This is a genomic window from Lentzea sp. NBRC 102530, from assembly GCF_030269365.1.
Taxonomy (GTDB): domain Bacteria; phylum Actinomycetota; class Actinomycetes; order Mycobacteriales; family Pseudonocardiaceae; genus Lentzea.
Genome location: NZ_BSTF01000003.1, coordinates 185,803 through 202,052, shown reverse-complemented (window position 1 = coordinate 202,052; position 16,250 = coordinate 185,803). Strand labels below are relative to the sequence as shown.

18 protein-coding genes are annotated in these 16,250 nt (G+C 65.1%); 8 read left to right on the top strand and 10 right to left on the bottom strand.

Translation table 11 applies throughout. The features are described 5' to 3' along the window. Positions 1-12: 12 nt before the first annotated feature. The 5 genes from glfT1 to QSK25_RS08535 are packed head-to-tail and all read right to left on the bottom strand — an operon-like array spanning position 13 to position 4,092. Entirely contained in the window at positions 13-915 is a 903-nt protein-coding gene (glfT1, locus tag QSK25_RS08555; RefSeq protein WP_285635975.1) for a galactofuranosyltransferase GlfT1, read from the bottom strand. After that, positions 916-1,716, bottom strand: coding sequence for a galactan export ABC transporter ATP-binding subunit Wzt/RfbE (gene wzt, locus QSK25_RS08550; protein ID WP_285635972.1), 801 nt, complete (start codon positions 1,714-1,716; stop codon positions 916-918). 17 nt (positions 1,717-1,733) lie between these two features. Beyond that, complete coding sequence (gene wzm, locus QSK25_RS08545; RefSeq protein ID WP_285635969.1) at positions 1,734-2,648, bottom strand: galactan export ABC transporter permease subunit Wzm/RfbD; 915 nt, start codon at positions 2,646-2,648, stop codon at positions 1,734-1,736. A gap of 59 nt (positions 2,649-2,707) precedes the next feature. Further along, on the bottom strand, positions 2,708-3,547 hold the full coding sequence (locus QSK25_RS08540) for a class I SAM-dependent methyltransferase (protein WP_285635966.1): 840 nt from the start codon (positions 3,545-3,547) through the stop codon (positions 2,708-2,710). A 59-nt stretch (positions 3,548-3,606) separates the two neighbouring features. After that, positions 3,607-4,092 (bottom strand): bacterial proteasome activator family protein, encoded by a 486-nt coding sequence (locus QSK25_RS08535; RefSeq protein ID WP_502881815.1) that lies wholly within the window; start codon positions 4,090-4,092, stop codon positions 3,607-3,609. Positions 4,093-4,174: 82 nt separating this feature from the next. Between QSK25_RS08535 and QSK25_RS08530 the strand changes: the two genes are divergently transcribed. Then, positions 4,175-5,374, top strand: coding sequence for a cysteine desulfurase-like protein (locus QSK25_RS08530; protein WP_285635963.1), 1,200 nt, complete (start codon positions 4,175-4,177; stop codon positions 5,372-5,374). 18 nt (positions 5,375-5,392) lie between these two features. Next, positions 5,393-6,037 carry a class I SAM-dependent methyltransferase gene (locus QSK25_RS08525; protein WP_285635960.1) on the top strand — a complete coding sequence of 215 codons (645 nt, stop codon included), beginning with the start codon at positions 5,393-5,395 and terminating at the stop codon, positions 6,035-6,037. Here the strand turns inward: QSK25_RS08525 and QSK25_RS08520 are convergent. Next, positions 6,021-6,986 (bottom strand): NAD(P)H-quinone oxidoreductase, encoded by a 966-nt coding sequence (locus tag QSK25_RS08520; RefSeq protein WP_285635957.1) that lies wholly within the window; start codon positions 6,984-6,986, stop codon positions 6,021-6,023. The genes QSK25_RS08525 and QSK25_RS08520 overlap by 17 nt on opposite strands. A gap of 45 nt (positions 6,987-7,031) precedes the next feature. Between QSK25_RS08520 and QSK25_RS08515 the strand changes: the two genes are divergently transcribed. The 3 genes from QSK25_RS08515 (at position 7,032) to QSK25_RS08505 (ending at position 10,209) form a co-directional block, all read left to right on the top strand. Beyond that, complete coding sequence (locus QSK25_RS08515; RefSeq protein WP_285635954.1) at positions 7,032-7,658, top strand: GNAT family N-acetyltransferase; 627 nt, start codon at positions 7,032-7,034, stop codon at positions 7,656-7,658. Positions 7,659-7,736: 78 nt separating this feature from the next. Continuing rightward, positions 7,737-9,248: a M28 family metallopeptidase gene (locus tag QSK25_RS08510; protein ID WP_285635951.1), complete on the top strand. Its 1,512-nt coding sequence runs from the start codon at positions 7,737-7,739 to the stop codon at positions 9,246-9,248. A gap of 337 nt (positions 9,249-9,585) precedes the next feature. Next, complete coding sequence (locus QSK25_RS08505) at positions 9,586-10,209, top strand: hypothetical protein (protein ID WP_285635949.1); 624 nt, start codon at positions 9,586-9,588, stop codon at positions 10,207-10,209. 650 nt (positions 10,210-10,859) lie between these two features. Here the strand turns inward: QSK25_RS08505 and QSK25_RS08500 are convergent. The 4 genes from QSK25_RS08500 to QSK25_RS08485 form a co-directional block, all read right to left on the bottom strand. After that, positions 10,860-11,372, bottom strand: a complete 513-nt coding sequence (locus tag QSK25_RS08500; protein WP_285635939.1) for a HEPN domain-containing protein — start codon at positions 11,370-11,372, stop codon at positions 10,860-10,862. Between the two features lie 107 nt (positions 11,373-11,479). After that, positions 11,480-12,742 carry a DUF262 domain-containing protein gene (locus QSK25_RS08495; RefSeq protein ID WP_285635936.1) on the bottom strand — a complete coding sequence of 421 codons (1,263 nt, stop codon included), beginning with the start codon at positions 12,740-12,742 and terminating at the stop codon, positions 11,480-11,482. 134 nt (positions 12,743-12,876) lie between these two features. Next, positions 12,877-13,590, bottom strand: a complete 714-nt coding sequence (locus QSK25_RS08490) for an HAD family hydrolase (protein WP_285635933.1) — start codon at positions 13,588-13,590, stop codon at positions 12,877-12,879. Further along, positions 13,587-14,429 carry a GntR family transcriptional regulator gene (locus QSK25_RS08485; RefSeq protein ID WP_285635931.1) on the bottom strand — a complete coding sequence of 281 codons (843 nt, stop codon included), beginning with the start codon at positions 14,427-14,429 and terminating at the stop codon, positions 13,587-13,589. Before QSK25_RS08485 ends, QSK25_RS08490 begins: the two co-directional genes overlap by 4 nt. Positions 14,430-14,662: 233 nt before the next feature. Between QSK25_RS08485 and QSK25_RS08480 the strand changes: the two genes are divergently transcribed. From QSK25_RS08480 to QSK25_RS08470, 3 genes are all read left to right on the top strand, one after another. Beyond that, the gene (locus tag QSK25_RS08480) at positions 14,663-15,139 is read left to right on the top strand and encodes a hypothetical protein (RefSeq protein ID WP_285635929.1); all 477 of its coding nucleotides are present in this window, start codon (positions 14,663-14,665) and stop codon (positions 15,137-15,139) included. Between the two features lie 268 nt (positions 15,140-15,407). After that, entirely contained in the window at positions 15,408-15,680 is a 273-nt protein-coding gene (locus QSK25_RS08475; RefSeq protein WP_285635926.1) for a hypothetical protein, read from the top strand. Positions 15,681-15,682: 2 nt separating this feature from the next. Then, entirely contained in the window at positions 15,683-16,102 is a 420-nt protein-coding gene (locus tag QSK25_RS08470; RefSeq protein ID WP_285635923.1) for a hypothetical protein, read from the top strand. Positions 16,103-16,250: the final 148 nt, after the last annotated feature.

The window sequence follows — 16,250 nt, the reverse complement described above, 5'->3', positions numbered from 1 at the left end:
GTTTCGAAGCGCTCACTTGCGGAAGAACTGCTCACGCCGCCCCAGGCGGACCAGGCGCAACCACTCGACGAAGGCCTTCGGGTCCTTGCGGACCCCGAGAAAGTACAGGCCGAAGCGGAATACTTCCAACACGCCCAGCTTGCGCATGCCCGGCTGGGCGAGCAGGTAACCGCGGTTGCGGTAGGTGTAGTAGCGCTTGACCGGGTTCTCCGGGTCCTGCGCGTGGAAGCGGCCGCCGAGCATCGGCTTGAACTCGTCGGAACCGTCCGGGTGGACGTACGCGACCTTGAGCGAGGTGCCGAACGGCAGGCCGCTGCGCACCAGGCGGCGGTGCACCTCGACCTCGTCGCCGCGGAAGAACAGGCGGTAGTCCGGCACGCCGACGACGTCGAGCGTCGTGGCGCGGAACAGGGCGCCGTTGAACAGCGAGGCGATGCCCGGCAGGAAGTCGGTGCCGAGGTCGGCCGCCGAACGCTTCCAGGTCAGGCCCCTGCGCAGCGGGAACGCGAGCTTGTCCGGCGAGTCGATGTTCGTGACGACCGGCGAGATCTCGGCGAGACCCCGGCGCTCGGCCTCCCCGAGCAGGACCTCCAGCACGTTCTCGTCGGCGGGACGACCGTCGTCGTCCGCGAGCCACACCCACTCCGCACCCAGCGACAGCGCGTGCAGGATGCCCAGCGCGAAGCCGCCGGCGCCACCGAGGTTGCGGTGGGACGCGAGGTACGTCGTGGGCAGCGGGCACTGCTCGACCAGGTCGTTGACCGGCTGGTCGGGGCCGTTGTCGACGACCACCAGGTGATCGGGGACGCGCGTCTGCGTCGAGAGGGCCTTGAGCGACTCGGAGAGCAGCTCACGGCGGTGGCGGGTGACCACCACCGCCACCACGGAGCCCTTGGGCAGTGCCTCGGAGATCACTTAGTCGCCACCATTTCCGCTGAGCACGGGCGTGGGGTTGTGCTCGTGCATGCGCTCGAACGGGTCGAAGCCCTTGTACGAGGTCAGCACTTCGCGCAGACCGCCGTGCATCTTGACGTGGCCTTCGTCCATCCAGATCGCCGTGTCGCAGAACTCCGCGAGGAACTCGTCGGAGTGGTTCGCGAACACCAGCAGACCGGAGCGGGCCACCAGGTCCTTGAGACGGTCGCGGGCCTTCGCCATGAAGGCCGCGTCGACCGCGCCGATGCCCTCGTCCAGGAGGAGGATCTCGGGGTTGATCGACGTGACGACGCCCAGCGCGAGCCGGACGCGCATGCCGGTCGAGTACGTGCGCAACGGCATCTGCAGGTAGTCACCGAGCTCGGTGAACTCCGCGATGTCGTCGACGCGCTTCTCCATCTGCTTGCGGGTCATGCCGAGGAACAGGCCCCGGATCATGATGTTCTCGTAGCCGGAGATCTCCGGGTCCATGCCGACGCCGAGGTCGAAGACCGGCGCCACCTTGCCGACGATGCGGGAGTGCCCGCGGGTCGGCTCGTAGATGCCCGCCAGCAGGCGCAGCAGCGTGGACTTGCCGGCGCCGTTGTGGCCGACGAGGCCGACGCGGTCACCGTCCTTGAGCGACAGCGTGATGTCGTGCAGCGCCTCGATGATCGGCACCCGGCCCTCGGAGCCGATCTTGCCGCCGACCTTGCCGAGCGCGAGCTTCTTCAACGACCTCGACTTGGCGTCGAAGATCGGGAAGTCGACCGATGCGTTCCAGACGTCGATGCTGACCATTGTTCGTCGACCCCCTTCTAGACCCAGTAGGAAACGCGGGCGCGGTAGTTGCGCAGGATCACCAGCGCGGCGAACCAGCCGAAGACGGTGAAGCCGCCGACGATCGCCCAGTGGTGCCAGTCCACCACGTGGCCCAGCAGCGGGGCCCTGACGATCTCGACGAAGTGGTACACGGGGTTGAGCTCGGCGATCAGCATCCGCCAGTCGCCGTCGCCACCGCCGGTGACCCGGTTCAGCACGCCGGCGTCCCAGACGATCGGCGTCATGAAGAAGACCAGGTTGATGAAGCTGTTCACGACCGGCGGGATGTCGCGGAAGCGGGTGCTGATGACGCCGAACAGCAGCGACACCCACACGGCGTTGACCGCGAGCAGGACGAAACCGGGGATCGCGAGCACGATCGTCCAGCTCAGACCCGGCTGCAGCGGGCTGTTCTCACCGATGCGGTACTCACCGCTCAGCGAACCGAAGAAGATGGCGAGCACGACCGCGTAGACGACCAGGTTGTGCAGCAGGAACAGCACCTGCCGCCACACCATGCGCATCACGTGGACGGTGATCGGGGCCGGGAGGTGCTTGATGAGCCCCTCGTTGGCGATGAAGACGTCGGTGCCCTCGGTGACGCAGCCGACGATGAAGTTCCAGACGATGAAGCCGACCGTCACGTACGGCAGGAACGTCGCGACGTCGGTCTTGAACAGCACCGAGTACAGCAAGCCGAGCGCGAGGGCCGTGGTGCCCATCGAAATGGTGATCCACAGGGGACCGATCACCGATCGGCGGTAGCGCTGCTTGATGTCCTGCCAGCCGAGGTGGCCCCACAGTTCGCGGTGGTCCCACGCCTCTCGCACGTCGGCGAACGCGCGCTTGAAGCTGCGCGACTTGACGGCAGGCGGCGCCTCGGGATGGTCGAGGGTACTGGTGGCTTGCACGAGGACTGAGCGTACCGGCGTCTCAGAAACGACCTGGACGCCGGTACGTCACGGAGTGGTCAACGCCCCGGGATCTTGATCACCTTCATGGTCACCTGCTCGTTGTCGTAGGTGAACGCTTCGTAGCTGAACTCGATCCCGGTCTGCTCGACGTACTCCGTCCAGGCCTTGTGCTCGTGCTCGCGCCAGCCGGGGAAGTTGAAGTACTCGTCGAAGTGGATGACGCTGCCCTCGACCAGGCGCGGCCCGACCAGTTCCAGCACGGTCTTCGTGGAGGAGTAGAGGTCGCAGTCGACGTGCAGGAACGTGACCGGGCCCTCGTGCTCGGCCAGGAAGCCCGGCAGCACCTCGTCGAACCAGCCGACGACGAGTTCCGCGCCCGGCACCTCGGGCAGGCCGTCGACGTTGAACGCGCCGGCCGGGAAGCCGTTGCGCCAGTTCTCCGGCAGGCCCTCGAACGAGTCGAAGCCGTAGACGTCCTCGCCGCCGCGGGCGGTGGCGATGATCTTCAGCGTGGTGCCCTGGAAGACGCCGAACTCCAGCGCCATCCCGCCTTCGGGGGCGAGGGACAGGGCGTGCTCGAGCGTCTGGTGCGGGTGACCGAACTGCGGCGTGTGCGGCATGTGGTCGCGCACGAACTGCGCGCTCTGCAGCGCGGCCTCCTGCTCGCCCGCGAACACGAGGTCGCGGCGCGTGCGGATCTCCAGCTGCCGGGTCTGGTCCACCGACCTCTCGCCCTGGTGCCGGACCTCGTCCCGCAGCTCGTCGACCTGTCGTTGCAGGTCGGCGATCTGGGCGCGGACGGGGGCGACGGCGTCGGCCACGAGCTCGATGGCCTTGACACGCAGCTTGTGGCGCAACTGCTGGGCGGACAGACCGCGGCGCACCTGCTCGAGCACGGTGGCTCCTCTCAGGGAAAGTTCAGCGGGCATCGTAGAACCAACCCCTGGTGTCTCGGCTAGAGGTATTGGCCGGTGCCCTTGCCCGTGATGCCACCTTCGGCGCCCTCCGCACCGCTGCCCGCGGGCAGTGCGCGGCCGCGCATCTGCTCCAGCTGCGCGCGGGCCGCCATCTGCTGGGCGAACAACGCGGTCTGGATGCCGTGGAAGAGACCCTCCAGCCAGCCCACGAGCTGGGCCTGGGCGATCCGCAGCTCGGCGTCCGAGGGCGTGCCCTCCTCGGTGAACGGCAGGGACAGCCGCTCCAGCTCCTCGCGCAGCTCGGGCGCGAGGCCGTCCTCGAGCTCCTCGATGGACCGCTTGTGGATCTCCTTGAGGCGGTTGCGGCTGGCCTCGTCCAGAGGAGCCGCGCGCACCTCCTCCAGCAGCTGCTTGATCATCGTGCCGATCCGCATGACCTTGGCCGGCTGTTCGACGAGGTCGGCGATGTCGCCGTCCTGGCCGCCGACGATTACGACGGGCTGCTCCTGGTTCATGGTCTCCATCCTCGCGCCATTCACGTTTTCGAAACCAATCGGGGTGGGGCTGGTAGTTGCTGTGTTTGCCCATATACGTACGGTGTGTGTCATGGCGTTCGACGTCGCACGGGTACGAGGGCTCTTCCCCGCGCTCGGCGACGGCTGGGTCCACCTCGACGCACCGGCCGGCATGCAGGTGCCGGAGCAGGTCGCGACCGCCGTCTCCACCGCGTTGCGCGCCCCGGTCTCCGGGCCCGGTGGCATCTTCCCCGCCTCGCAGCGCGCCCAGGGCATCGTGGACGCCGCCCGCCGGTCGGTCGCCGACCTGGTCGGAGGCGATCCCGCCGGAGTGGTGCTCGGGCCGTCCTCGGCGGTGTTGCTGCAACGGCTCGCGGACGCGATGACGGACGACTGGTTCATGGGTGACGAGGTACTGGTTTCCCGCTTGGACCACCCGGCGAACATCGCACCCTGGTTGCGCGCGACACAGCGGACCGGCAGCGCGGTCAAGTGGGCCGAGATCGACATCGAGACGTGCGAGCTGCCCGGCTGGCAGTTCGACGAGCTGGTCACCGACCGCACCAAGCTGATCGCCATCACGGCGGCGTCCGGTGTCGTCGGCACCCGGCCCGACCTGGCCAAGATCTCCGCCGTGGCTCGCGCGCACGGGTCGTTGATGGTCGTCGACGCCTCCGCCGCGGCGCCGTTCGTGCCGCTGGACATCGTTGGCATGGGTGCCGACGTCATCGCCCTGTCCGCCGGCCAGTGGGGTGGGCCGCCGGTCGGCGCGCTGGTGTTCCGCGACCCCTCGGTGCTGGAGCGGCTGCCGTCGGTATCAGTGGATCCGATGGCGCGCGGCCCCGAGCGGCTGGAGCTCGGCCCGCACGCGTATCCGATGCTCGCCGGGCTCGTTGCGTCGGTCGAGTACCTCGCGGAGCTGGACGACGCGGCCTCCGGTACGCGGCGCGAGCGGTTGCTCACGTCGCTCGGATCCGTGAAGGCCTACCAGGCGGGACTGCTCGCTAATCTCATCAACGAACTGCGGTCGTTGCGGCACGTGATGGTGATCGGCGACGCCATGCGGCGGGTGCCCGCGCTGGCGTTCTCGATCGCCGGGGTCAAGGCGGCGGACGGGGTCGAGCACCTCGCGTCGCGGGGTGTCTGCGCGTTCGCCGACCCCGGCCAGCACGGGGTGTTCTCGGTGCTGGGCGTCGGAGAGATCGGCGGTGCGATCCGGATCGGGCTCGCGCACTACACGAACGCAGTCGAGATGGACGACCTGGTGCGGGCGGTGGCCGAGCTGGGCTGACAGGGTGGAGAGATCTTCTTGGACGACTCGCTGGCTCGCGAGCTGGCTGATCTCTCGGCCCTGCACCGCATCGGCTCGTTGAACACCGAGTACCTGCCGGTGACGGTCGGCGACCTGCGCCCGGCGGCACTCGTCGCGGTGATGGACGAGGTCGTGCTCGGAGCACGGACCGTTCTGGTGGCGTTGGGCTGCGGATCCTCTTCGGTGCTGTTGGCGCGGTTGTTGCAGCAGCGCGGGTTCGGGCACCTGCTGTCGATCGAACACGACGAACGGCTCGCCGCCTTCGTCGCGTCGCAACTTCGTCGTGAAGGCCTGGGTTCCGTGGCACGCGTCGTGCACGCCCCGTTGTCGCGGCATCCGGCGGCGTTGTCGCGGCACGGCCAGTGGTACGCGCCGCAGCAGGTGCACGACGAGGTGCTCGGGTACGTCGAGCGGTTCGGCCTGGTCGACCTGCTGCTGGTGGACGGGCCGGGACTCGGCGACTCCCGCTATCCGGCGTTGCCCGTGCTGCGGGCCGTGCTGGCGCCGGGCGCGACGGTGCTGGCCGACGACGTGGACCGGCCCGACGAGGCGGCGGTGCTGACGCGGTGGTCCGAGGAGTTCGCGCTGGAGTTCCGCACGGCTCCCCGGACCTCGCTGGCGGCGGCTACCGCTCTCGCTTGAGCAGGACCTTGCCGAAGACGTCGCCGTTGTCGAGCAGCCGGTGCGCCTGCGCGGCGTCCGACATCGGCACGACCTCGCCGACGATCGGGTGCACGGCGCCGCTCTCGATCAGCGGCCACAGGTGTTCGCGGACCTGAGCGACGATGGCGCCCTTGCTCTCGACGCTGCGGCCGCGCAGGCCGGTCGCCATCACCGACGCGCGCTTGGTGAGCAGTTTGCCGATCGGCAGTTCGCCCTTCGCCCCGCCCTGCATGCCGATGATCATCAGGCGGCCGTCGGGGGCCAGGACGTCGATGTTGCGGCCCAGGTAGGAGGCGCCCATGTTGTCGAGGACGACGTCCGCTGTTCCGACCTCTTCGACGAAGTCCTGGGTCTTGTAGTTGACCGTGATGTCGGCGCCGAGTTCCTTGCACTTCGCGAGGCGTTCGTCGGAGCCCGCGGTGACCGCGACCGTCGCTCCGAGAGCCTTCGCGACCTGGATCGCGTGCGTGCCGATGCCACCCGCGCCGCCGTGCACGAGGAACCGCTCGCCGAGCTTGAGCCGGCCGTCCATCACGACGTTCGACCACACCGTGCAGGCGACCTCGGGCAGCGCGGCGGCTGTGACGACGTCGACGTTCTTCGGGATCGGCAGCACCTGCGGGGCGGGCACGACGACCTTCTCCGCGTAGCCGCCGCCCGCGAGCAGCGCGCACACCTCGTCGCCGACCTGCCAGCCGGTGACGCCCTCGCCGAGCGCCGCGATCGTGCCGGAGCACTCCAGGCCGATGATGTCCGACGCGCCCTTGGGCGGCGGGTAGAGGCCTTGGCGCTGCAGCAGGTCGGCGCGGTTGACCGCGCTCGCGGCGACGTCGATCAGCACCTCGCCCGGCCCCGGTTCGGGGTCCGCGACCTCGGTCCAGGTGAGCACTTCTGGTCCGCCGGGTTCGCTCACGGTGATGGCACGCATACAGTCGACCGTAATACCGTTCGACACGTCCGGCACCATCGGATCATGGACGCCTGGCCGTTGCGACACCTGGTCCTCCGCACACCGCGGCTGGAGCTGCGCCCGGACGACGACGCCGCGCTGCACGAGTTGATCGAGGTGGCGCGCGAGGGCGTGCACGACCCGTCCGAGATGCCGTTCAACGTGCCGTGGACCGACCACCTCGGCGACGGCCGCGGCCTGCTGCAGCACTTCTGGGGTCAGCGGGCGAAGTTCTCGCCCGAGGACTGGGTGATCGCGTTCGTCGTGCGGTACGAGGGCAGGGCGATCGGCGTGCAGGACATCGGCGCGCGCGATTTCTCCGTGCTGCGCGAGGTGGGTACCGGGTCGTGGCTCGGCAAGAGGTTCCAGGGCAACGGTTTCGGTACGGAGATGCGTGTCGCCGTGCTGCAGTTCGCGTTCGACCACCTGGGTGCGGACGTCGCTCGTTCGGCGGCATGGCTCGGTAACCACGCGTCCAACCGTGTGAGCGCCAAACTCGGTTACGTGCCCGACGGCACTTTGCGCATGGCACCACGCGGAGAACGCCTTGAGCACGTGCGACTCCGCTTGGACGCCGCCGATTTCGTGCGCCCGGACTGGAACGTCACCGTCGAAGGGCTAGCGGAGTGTGTTCAGCTGATCACCAGCTGAACTCCCGCCGACCGACGGATTGTGTCCTGGGTCTCCCTTTTGTGAGGGTTCAGCAATCTCGAACGAAGGGGAACGTTCATGTCCGGCAGATCCAAGCTGGCGGCTGTGCTTGCCATCTCGGCACTAGTCGCTGCCCCTACCGCCACGGCGTCCGCCGCCGCTGAGCCGGCAGGTCCCGCTCTCGCGAAGAAGCTCGCGAAGAAGGTGACGACCGAAGGAGTCAACCGGCACCTCATCGCGTTCCAGCGCCTCGCCGACCGCAACGGCGGCAACCGCGCGGCCCTCACTCCCGGCTACGACGCGAGCGTCGACTACGTCGCGGGCAAGCTGCGCGACGCGGGGTTCATCGTCACCACCCCGAACTTCAGCTTCGAGACCCCGGTCAGCGACGCCGAGACCGCCCGCGTCGACGGCGTGAACTACCAGGCGATCCCGATGATCGAATCGCCGCAGACCCCGGTCGGCGGCATCACCGGCACGTTGCGCGTCGTCCCGGAGGACGCCACCACGGGCTGCGAGGCGACCGACTTCGCCGGCCAGGACTTCACCGGCTCCATCGCCCTGATCCGCCGCGGCGGCTGCACGTTCGAGCAGAAGCACCTCAACGCCTTCAGCGCGGGCGCCATCGGCGTCCTCGTCTCGAACAACACCGCGGGCCCGCTGAAGGAGGTCACGCTCACCAACCCCGGCAAGATCCCGACCGGCGGCATCTCCCAGGCCGACGGCACCACCCTCGCCGGCAAGGCGGGCGCCTCGGTCACCGTGGACATGCGCTTCCACACCGAGACCGTCACCCAGCGCAACGTCATCGCGGAAACCCGCACGGGCCGCAAGAACAACGTCGTCATGGCCGGCAGCCACCTCGACAGCGTCGAGCTGGGCCCTGGCATCAACGACAACGGCTCCGGCTCCGCGGCCCTGCTGGAGACCGCGCTCCAGCTCGGCTCCAAGCCGAAGGTCGACAACGCCATCCGCTTCGCCTGGTGGGGCGCTGAAGAGCGGGGCCTCATCGGCTCCGAGGAATGGGTCCGCTCCCTGACCTTCGAGCAGCAGCTCGACATCGCCCTCTACCTGAACTTCGACATGGTCGGCTCCCCGAACGCCGCCTACTTCATCTACGACGGCGACGACAGCGACGCCGTCGGCGCCGGCGCGGGCCCCTACGGCTCGGCCCAGATCGAAAAGGCGTTCGCCGACTACTTCGCCGCCAAGGGCGTCCCCACCGAAGGAACCGACTTCTCGGGCCGCTCCGACTACGGCGAGTTCATCGCGCAGGGCATTCCGGCAGGCGGCCTCTTCACCGGCGCCGAAGGCGTCAAGACCCCGGCCCAGGCAGCCAAGTGGGGCGGCACCGCAGGCGTCGCCTACGACCCCTGCTACCACGCCAAGTGCGACAACCTCGGCAACATCGACCGAGTGGCCCTGGGCCGCAACGCGGGCGCCATCGCCTTCGTGACCGCGGCCTACGGCGTCTCGACCGAGGACGTCAACGGCGTGCCGCCGCGTGCCAAGCGGGCGGAGGTCCGCAAGTCGGCCACGCTGATGAAGTCGGCTTCGGTGGACGACCACTCGCACGCAGCCACCTCATAATTCCCCTTTGAACACCGGCGGCGGTGCCCACTCGGGCACCGCCGCCGTTTCTTTGTCGGTCCCCTCAGTCCTCCCGACAGCACTTCGTAACGCCCCGGCAGAACCTGCCGATAGCCGGACAGTCCGCAGGACGGTGAGCCGAGGGGGTCACATGAAGTGCGATCGGTGTCATAAGGAAACGCCCAGCGACAAGTACAACTGCGTTCACTGCGGCTTTCGGAACCCGAACATGTCCGAAGCCCACAACCGGTGGAACGACTGGAAGTGTTCGTCGTGCGGCGCCGACAACGGTGGTGCCTGGAAGCGTTGCGGCAAATGCGACGCCAAGAAGCCCTAGATGGCGGACAAGAACAGCTATGAGTCGAGCAAAATCGACTGGACTCGCTTACTCAAGTACGCCCAACGGGTAGCCAGCGAAGCCAAGCTGCCACCCGCACCCGCCTTCGCCTACGAGAAGGTCGACAAGCGCAGCGTTTCCGAAGAGATCACCACTCGCAAGCTCTTCCGCGTGCATCGAGAAACGAGGTACGCGGTCAAGGAGACCCGAACGCGAGTCGAAGTCCTCGGCAAGCACTGGGTGCTCGACACCCGCTACTACGCCGACGAAGTCCAGGTCACCCCACAGCGCTACACCGAGCTGAGAGAAGACGTGACCTACGCCCTGCTGCCCGACGGTCAACTTGTGCGCGTGCTGGTGGTCAAAGAAGACGTCTTCCCAGCTGCCTCCATGCACAACACCACAGAGATGAGACACCGCCTGGACGCTTTTACCGACGGCGACGTGATGGTCTTCGACTACTCCAAAGACCTTCGAAACGGCGTAATGGACGGTCCCCACGAGCACGGTGAGTACTGGCGAACCGATCTCCCCGGCCGCCGCCTGGTGCGCCACGCCAAAGGCGTGGGCCTGACCCTGGCCCTGAAGGACGTTCTCGAAGGAAGACAGCCGCAGCGCGTCTGAGTGTGCCTGCCGAGCAAGAGAGAGGGTGTGAAAGCCGCCAGCGGCCTTCACACCCTCTGAACTGCGGAAGCGGAGGGATTTGAACCCCCGGACGGTTGCCCGTCTCCCGCTTTCAAGGCTGCATCCGGCTGTCCAGGCTAGTTCGGGCTAGTCCGCGGTTGATGGTGTTGCCTGGTCAGGGGTGTTGTCCCGTCCCAACCCGTCCCGGACCGTTGCTACACCCGTCGCTACACCTCGTCCTAGGGGGCTTCCTGGTAGCTGTCCCGTCCCGCTGGTTCTCGCTGGGGCGGCTTTGGCATGTCCGGTAGCCGATGACGCGGAGCGTTGGCGGGCGTCGATCGCCGTGCCCGGCTCGGTCAGGTCTTGGATCGCGCGATCGTCCTGACGCCTGGGTGCTGGGAGCTCCCTACGCGTCGCCGTCGGTGGCGCGCTGCCGTGGAGGGACGCCGGCCGCGCCGCACGGCCGACGGGCGGAGCGAAGCGGGAGCCCGGCGTGCCGTGATGGATGGGAAGCCGGTGCCAACGTGACAGGCCCCGTGCGCGCCGCCGACGGCGGCGCGCCTTGATCCCATAGAGCCAAGTTCGGCAGCTGACAGGAGGAGTGACGACCAACGGACGGCTACGACCGTCGGTGTGAGCACGGTCGTCGACTATGCGACTGCCCTGAGTCGTTCTAGCTCATCAACTAGTTTTCCAATGCCTCGTAGCGGGAGGACGAGTCGGCTTCGCTCTGTTATCGGATCAGGCTGTTGGACAGTATTGCTTGACACCCAAGAGTTGTGAGCGGCCTCTCCTCGGGCTCGCGCGAGGTCGGTCATTGATCGCAGCCAATTCTCCTCGAAAAAATTTAGACTTACGCCGAGAGGCACGAACAGCTTTAAAATATCCTTCTCTGATACCCCGTTGTTGGTCGCTATGCTGGATTCAACGGCGTTGAGGACTGATCTGATCTTATCTGCAGTTCCGCCAGATGGCACCTGAAAGCTAATTGATTGAGGTGGGAACTGCTTGTTCATGTCTTTATATAACAGTAGTGCTTTCTGGGTCGAGTATGCGAGCGTCTTGGCGTTGTTCTTGGTGGCGAGATGTGTCATCAGTGTTTCAGCGCAGTACTCGATGAAGCCCTCTATCTCTGCGTGAGCAGAGATGCGGAAGGCAAACATCCGCAACACCTCGCCAGGTGTATAGCTGGAGGTTGGGCTAGGGGTTGGCAGTAATTCGTTTGAGAGAAGCCTTATTTGCGCAAGTAAGAATACATATTTGGCGCGCATCAATCACCTTCTCCAACGATGATAGATCTACCGTTGGCGGAAAGCGTTGGGATGCTTAGTTCGACACTGAGGACGCTCTGTAGCGTTCTGCCCCATGCCTCAAGCCTGTATTCGGTGGCCTGAACCGTCTTGGTGCTCAAGGCCAGTGATTGCGTGAATCGCCGATCTTCTGCGCTCAGTAGTTCGTATGCAGCGAGTACATCGCCTGACTTCGACTCTGCCTCAGTTGCAACATTAGGATCGGCAAAGTAGTAGAGCATCGCATCGAACACAGCGCGGTTAAACCGCGTTTCCCACGTACCATTTTCCGTGAACCGACGGAAGGCGCGATTGCCAAAGATCTTTCGCGTGGAGTCGATAGCGGCGTTGCAAGCGATAGCGCTTTCGGTGATTTCCTGTTCCATTGACGGCCAGGCTGAGTTGAACTCCTTGCAGGTCTCGTCAAGAAACTTCTTTAGATTACCTTTGTAGTGACTAAGTCGAAAGCGGTAGGCCATAAAACGAACTAGAAGTTCGACGTCTCGCATTCGAAAGTCGGGTCGCTGAGTTGCACCTAGGATATCGTGCAATTGACTGCTGCTGCCAGCGAATATGTCCGCAAACTTGGTGAACCGCCCTGGTTGCAGTGCTTGCCGAAGCTCCTGCGCTGACAACGCCAACGTCTGATGATTGATCCTGTGAAAAACTAGATGAAGGAACGAGTCATCGGGCCACCGGCGGATTACTACCGTGCGAATCGTGCGGTTTGCCAATCGTCTAATGTAACGGCTCACTGATGGATCGTCTGCCGCCTCACTTCGTGTCATTCCGTTCAGCTGGGGCAGTACGGTGAGCCCCTGGAGTCTCAGCGGGCTCGACTCGGAATAGAATGCATCGAGTGTTAGAAGTCGCTGTTTTCCGTCGATCACGACGTACCGTGCGTTGAACTCATCATCTTCGTCTCGCTCTGCGAAAACGATCTGCGGGATCGGCAGGCCGAGCATTAGTGACTCGATGAACTTGCTCTTGCGGATATCAGTCCAGGCGTTTCGTCGCTGGAAGTCAGGGTCAAGTTCAAATGATCCGCTTTTGAGCTGACTGAGGATGGTTTCAACGGTCCAGTCAGATGGAGCTAGAACGACATCGTTATAGTGAATATCCTGAGGGTTCTCGATATCACCCTCAGTCTCGCTTCCTGCGGTCTCTAGCTCGAACAGCGGAGGCTCGTAGTCATCCGCGTCCGGCTCGATAGCTTCGTCATCCTCATCGACCTGGCGACTCATGGGCGTATGCAGCCACATCTTCGCCGTCTACGCAACCCCGCGTATGGGTACGATCTGACGGAGCCTGCCCCTACTCATTGACGGACCAGGGCTTTTACCTGCGCAGACGTTGTGCAAGCGCGACCAGGGCGACGTTAAGCAGGCTTCAAGAGTTCCACGAGACTCGTGATGCTGTACGTGATCAGTGTTGAGTATCGATCCCTGAAGACTTTGGCCTTCCCCGGCTTGTTTGCGTATCCAATGGGAACCGCTCCTGCAGAAAGCGTCGCTTCTATATCAGAAGCAGAATCGCCGATCAGCACGCACGATTCGGATGATACGCCAAGCTTCTCTGCCGCATTCCGGATCAAGAATGGTGCAGGCTTCAGGAGTGCTGGATCGGGGCTTTCGCGAGCGGAAACTAGCTGCACCTGGTCGCGCAGGCCGAATCTTTCTAGGTATACTTCGACTGCTTCTGCGGAGTTGTTGCTTACGATTGAAATCCGCCTGCCCGTGCTGTTCCAGGCCTGAATAAGGTCTAGTGCTCCATCGGTCGGTTCTGCATTCACGACCGCTTCGACCTCGTGAGCGCGCAGTGCCGCCTCTATGAACTTCGCTTCCTTGCTGCCTTTTGATGCCGCATAGGCAAAGACATCGAACGGATCGCTGCTGGCGCGGATTTCTGCCGGGAATCTTGTGTGTCCTCCGCTTTCGAGGATCTCTCGAAGTTGATCTGCCACGACATAGGCGGGTAGTGCTGCGAATACCGAGCAGATAGGGCCATCAAAGTCAAGCATTAGAATTTCGGCGTCTGACAGAACCGCCTTAATCTTTTCGGGGTTGGTAGATGGTTCTGTACAGCCGCTCATCGTTGATACTCCGTAGAGACGGTCGTCCACATAGATTCAAACCACATGCGAGCTTGCTCGACGTACTGGCTGCCGGTACTGGTGTCGTCGTCAGTGACGCTGTGATGGAAGAGGATGGCTTCCTTGCCCACAAGGTCGTAGATCGGCTTGGGCTCGCTGCCAAAGCGGATGACGTGCTCTCGGACTGGGTAGAAGCCGAAGAAGGCTTCCTCGTTGTTGAGCAGGTATAGCTTGAACAGCGGTGCGGCGCGGTGAACCTTGATCTCGACGGAGACGTCCTTGACCAGGCCAAGGTCTCCGAGTTCCTGCACGTTGTCGACGATCGCGAGGGTGTGGCGCCGCATGATCTCGTCCATGCGCTTGCGGAAGCCCGGGCTGTCCTGCAAGTCCTCGACCTGGCACGGGATCGCCCACGGCTGAGACGTGTCCGGGACGAGCATCCGGATGTTGATTGAAGCGGGTGTCAGTCGGCCGATTCGGATCTTGTCCAACGGCTCCTGCATGACGCCTTGAAGCGTCTCCCCGGAGAAGCCGGCGAAGTCGATGGAGACGCGCTCAGCCTCGAACGCGCGCTCGATGTGTGGGCGGAGACCCACTGGACGTTCGGTGCGCTCACGAACGAAGACGCCGCTGCCCTGTCGGGAGACGATCAGGCCTTCGTCGCGCAGTTCGCGCAGTGCGTTCTGCACGGTCATCGGCGCAACCTCGTACTTCTTCGCCAACTCGGCGCGCGAGGGCAGCTTGTCGCCGGCCTTAAAGACCTTGGTCAGGATGGAGGCCCGCAGAGCATTCGCTACCTGCACGTATGGCGGGCGCGGGTCGTCCGGGTCCAGTGCCATGACTCCCTCTCGATCTTCGACCTCCACAAGGTTCCTTGTGGAGCCTGCGTGCGTGCACGCACATGAGCCTGCATGCATGCACAAAGCCATGATAGGGCGACTTGTCTAGCCCGCCTAGGGAGCTAGCTCACCTGCGAAAACGTGGATCTGCTTGACCTGGCTAGACAACCTAGCTAGCTTGTAACTTGTCTAGGTCGTACAGACGGCCTAGCGAGGCTAGGGAGGTTGCAGTCATGGCGGTTCCGTACGGCACTCGCTTTGAGGCGTCGTTTGACCAGGTCTTTCCGCAAGGCGCGCTGATGGTCGGCGTCGTCGCTCCGGACATGGAGTACATGAGCAACGAGGACAAGGCGCGCGGCAAGCAGCCCAAGCAGAAGGTCGACGAGCGGTCCGGCAAGCGTCAGTGGAAGGTCGTCGTCACTGACCCGTCGGCAGAGAAGGAGCGGGACGCGTCGGTCACGATCACCGTGCTCGCGGACGTCCAGCCCGTCCCGCCTCAGGCCGTGCAGGTCATGCCCGGCGTTGAGGTTCGGCCCGTCGCGTTCGAGGGACTGACGGTCGAGCCGCGCGTCATGGGAGACCGGTTCAAGTACCAGGGCTTCACGATCCGGGCCACGGGTATCAGCGCGCCCCAGGTTGGGGCTCCGCCCAAGCGTGAGAACAAGCCTGCGGGTCAGCAGGGTCAGACCGATCAGAAGTCGGCGGCCTAACAGTGGCGCGGCCGTCGCGTGAGGCGGTCGCCCGGTGGAACACCGCGTATGCGGAGCAGACGGCGGCCCTGTTTGCGGCGTCCCGTACGGGCGACAAGCAGGCACTTCTTCGTCTGGCTCTGGGCTACTCCGCGGTGGCGGAGGCGTGGCGGATCTTGGCCGCTGATCTGGCGGTGCCGCTGTGGGCTCGTCACGCCTGCTCCATCGCCGCTGAGGAGTTTGAGCGCCGCGCGCGGCTTGAACAGTCCCGTTCTGGGGAGGAGTCGTGATGTTGAAGCTCATGATCTCGCCTGGTCCTGCGGCGTCGGCGGACATCGTGGCGTGGCCTGACTCGGCCGCTGCGGAACATTGCCTGCGGCTGAACCTCGATCCGGCGCAGATCGCTATCCATGTGCCGGACGGGCCTGAAGGTCGGGAGCAGTTGGCGGCGTTCTTGCGGACGTTGTCGCAGCACGCCGGCCTGTTGGCTGCGGTGCTCGACCCGTCCAAGGGCGCTGGCTGGGTTGGCAACACGCCTGGGCCACTGACTGAGTGGGGTTAGCCATGCTCGACGAACTTCAACTGTCTGACGCGGTGATCGGTGAGTTCGCGGACGACGTGCAGGTTCAGCTGATGCTGGTGGCCCTGCTCGACGATCCGTGGAGCTTGTGGACCGTGCCGAAGCTGGCCGAGTTTCTTCGACAACCGCTGTGGACCGTCTATCGGCGGATGGAGCGGTTGCGCCGCTGCGGGTTGGTGCAGCGGGTGCCGTTCTGGCCGGAGCAGGAACGGCCTTGGCGGTACTGGGTCTCGCCGGATGGGCTGCGGTCGTCGCGGTGGCTGATTCGCGCGAACTTCGAGGTGCTGCACGTAATGGCGGTGCCACTCGGGTTGTCGGTGCGCAAGGCGTTGGGGTTCGGCCCGGTCCTCGACGCCTGCCGGTGTGACTGTGGCCGGTGCTGCTGCGGGCTTCCGCACATCTAGCCGCGTTAGGCGGTGGTGCCGGTGAGGCCTCGCCTGCTGGCTCGGTTGATGTACCGAATGAACCTGACCGCGAAGCACCCGGTGACCGGGCGGGTTCGGATGGAGTACCGGAACTGCTCGCGCTGTCTGGGTGGCGGGTGGTTCCGCA

Excerpts from the sequence above, each read along its gene's own strand:
- QSK25_RS08490 (WP_285635933.1), bottom strand. The coding sequence starts at position 13,590 with ATGAGCGGCTGTACAGAACCATCTACCAACCCCGAAAAGATTAAGGCG.
- QSK25_RS08480 (WP_285635929.1), top strand. The coding sequence starts at position 14,663 with ATGGCGGTTCCGTACGGCACTCGCTTTGAGGCGTCGTTTGACCAGGTC.
- wzt (WP_285635972.1), bottom strand. The coding sequence starts at position 1,716 with ATGGTCAGCATCGACGTCTGGAACGCATCGGTCGACTTCCCGATCTTC.
- QSK25_RS08470 (WP_285635923.1), top strand. The coding sequence starts at position 15,683 with ATGCTCGACGAACTTCAACTGTCTGACGCGGTGATCGGTGAGTTCGCG.
- QSK25_RS08530 (WP_285635963.1), top strand. The coding sequence starts at position 4,175 with ATGGCGTTCGACGTCGCACGGGTACGAGGGCTCTTCCCCGCGCTCGGC.
- QSK25_RS08505 (WP_285635949.1), top strand. The coding sequence starts at position 9,586 with ATGGCGGACAAGAACAGCTATGAGTCGAGCAAAATCGACTGGACTCGC.
- QSK25_RS08515 (WP_285635954.1), top strand. The coding sequence starts at position 7,032 with ATGGACGCCTGGCCGTTGCGACACCTGGTCCTCCGCACACCGCGGCTG.
- QSK25_RS08500 (WP_285635939.1), bottom strand. The coding sequence starts at position 11,372 with ATGTTTGCCTTCCGCATCTCTGCTCACGCAGAGATAGAGGGCTTCATC.
- QSK25_RS08495 (WP_285635936.1), bottom strand. The coding sequence starts at position 12,742 with ATGAGTCGCCAGGTCGATGAGGATGACGAAGCTATCGAGCCGGACGCG.
- QSK25_RS08535 (WP_502881815.1), bottom strand. The coding sequence starts at position 4,092 with ATGGAGACCATGAACCAGGAGCAGCCCGTCGTAATCGTCGGCGGCCAG.
- QSK25_RS08510 (WP_285635951.1), top strand. The coding sequence starts at position 7,737 with ATGTCCGGCAGATCCAAGCTGGCGGCTGTGCTTGCCATCTCGGCACTA.
- QSK25_RS08475 (WP_285635926.1), top strand. The coding sequence starts at position 15,408 with ATGTTGAAGCTCATGATCTCGCCTGGTCCTGCGGCGTCGGCGGACATC.
- QSK25_RS08520 (WP_285635957.1), bottom strand. The coding sequence starts at position 6,986 with ATGCGTGCCATCACCGTGAGCGAACCCGGCGGACCAGAAGTGCTCACC.
- QSK25_RS08485 (WP_285635931.1), bottom strand. The coding sequence starts at position 14,429 with ATGGCACTGGACCCGGACGACCCGCGCCCGCCATACGTGCAGGTAGCG.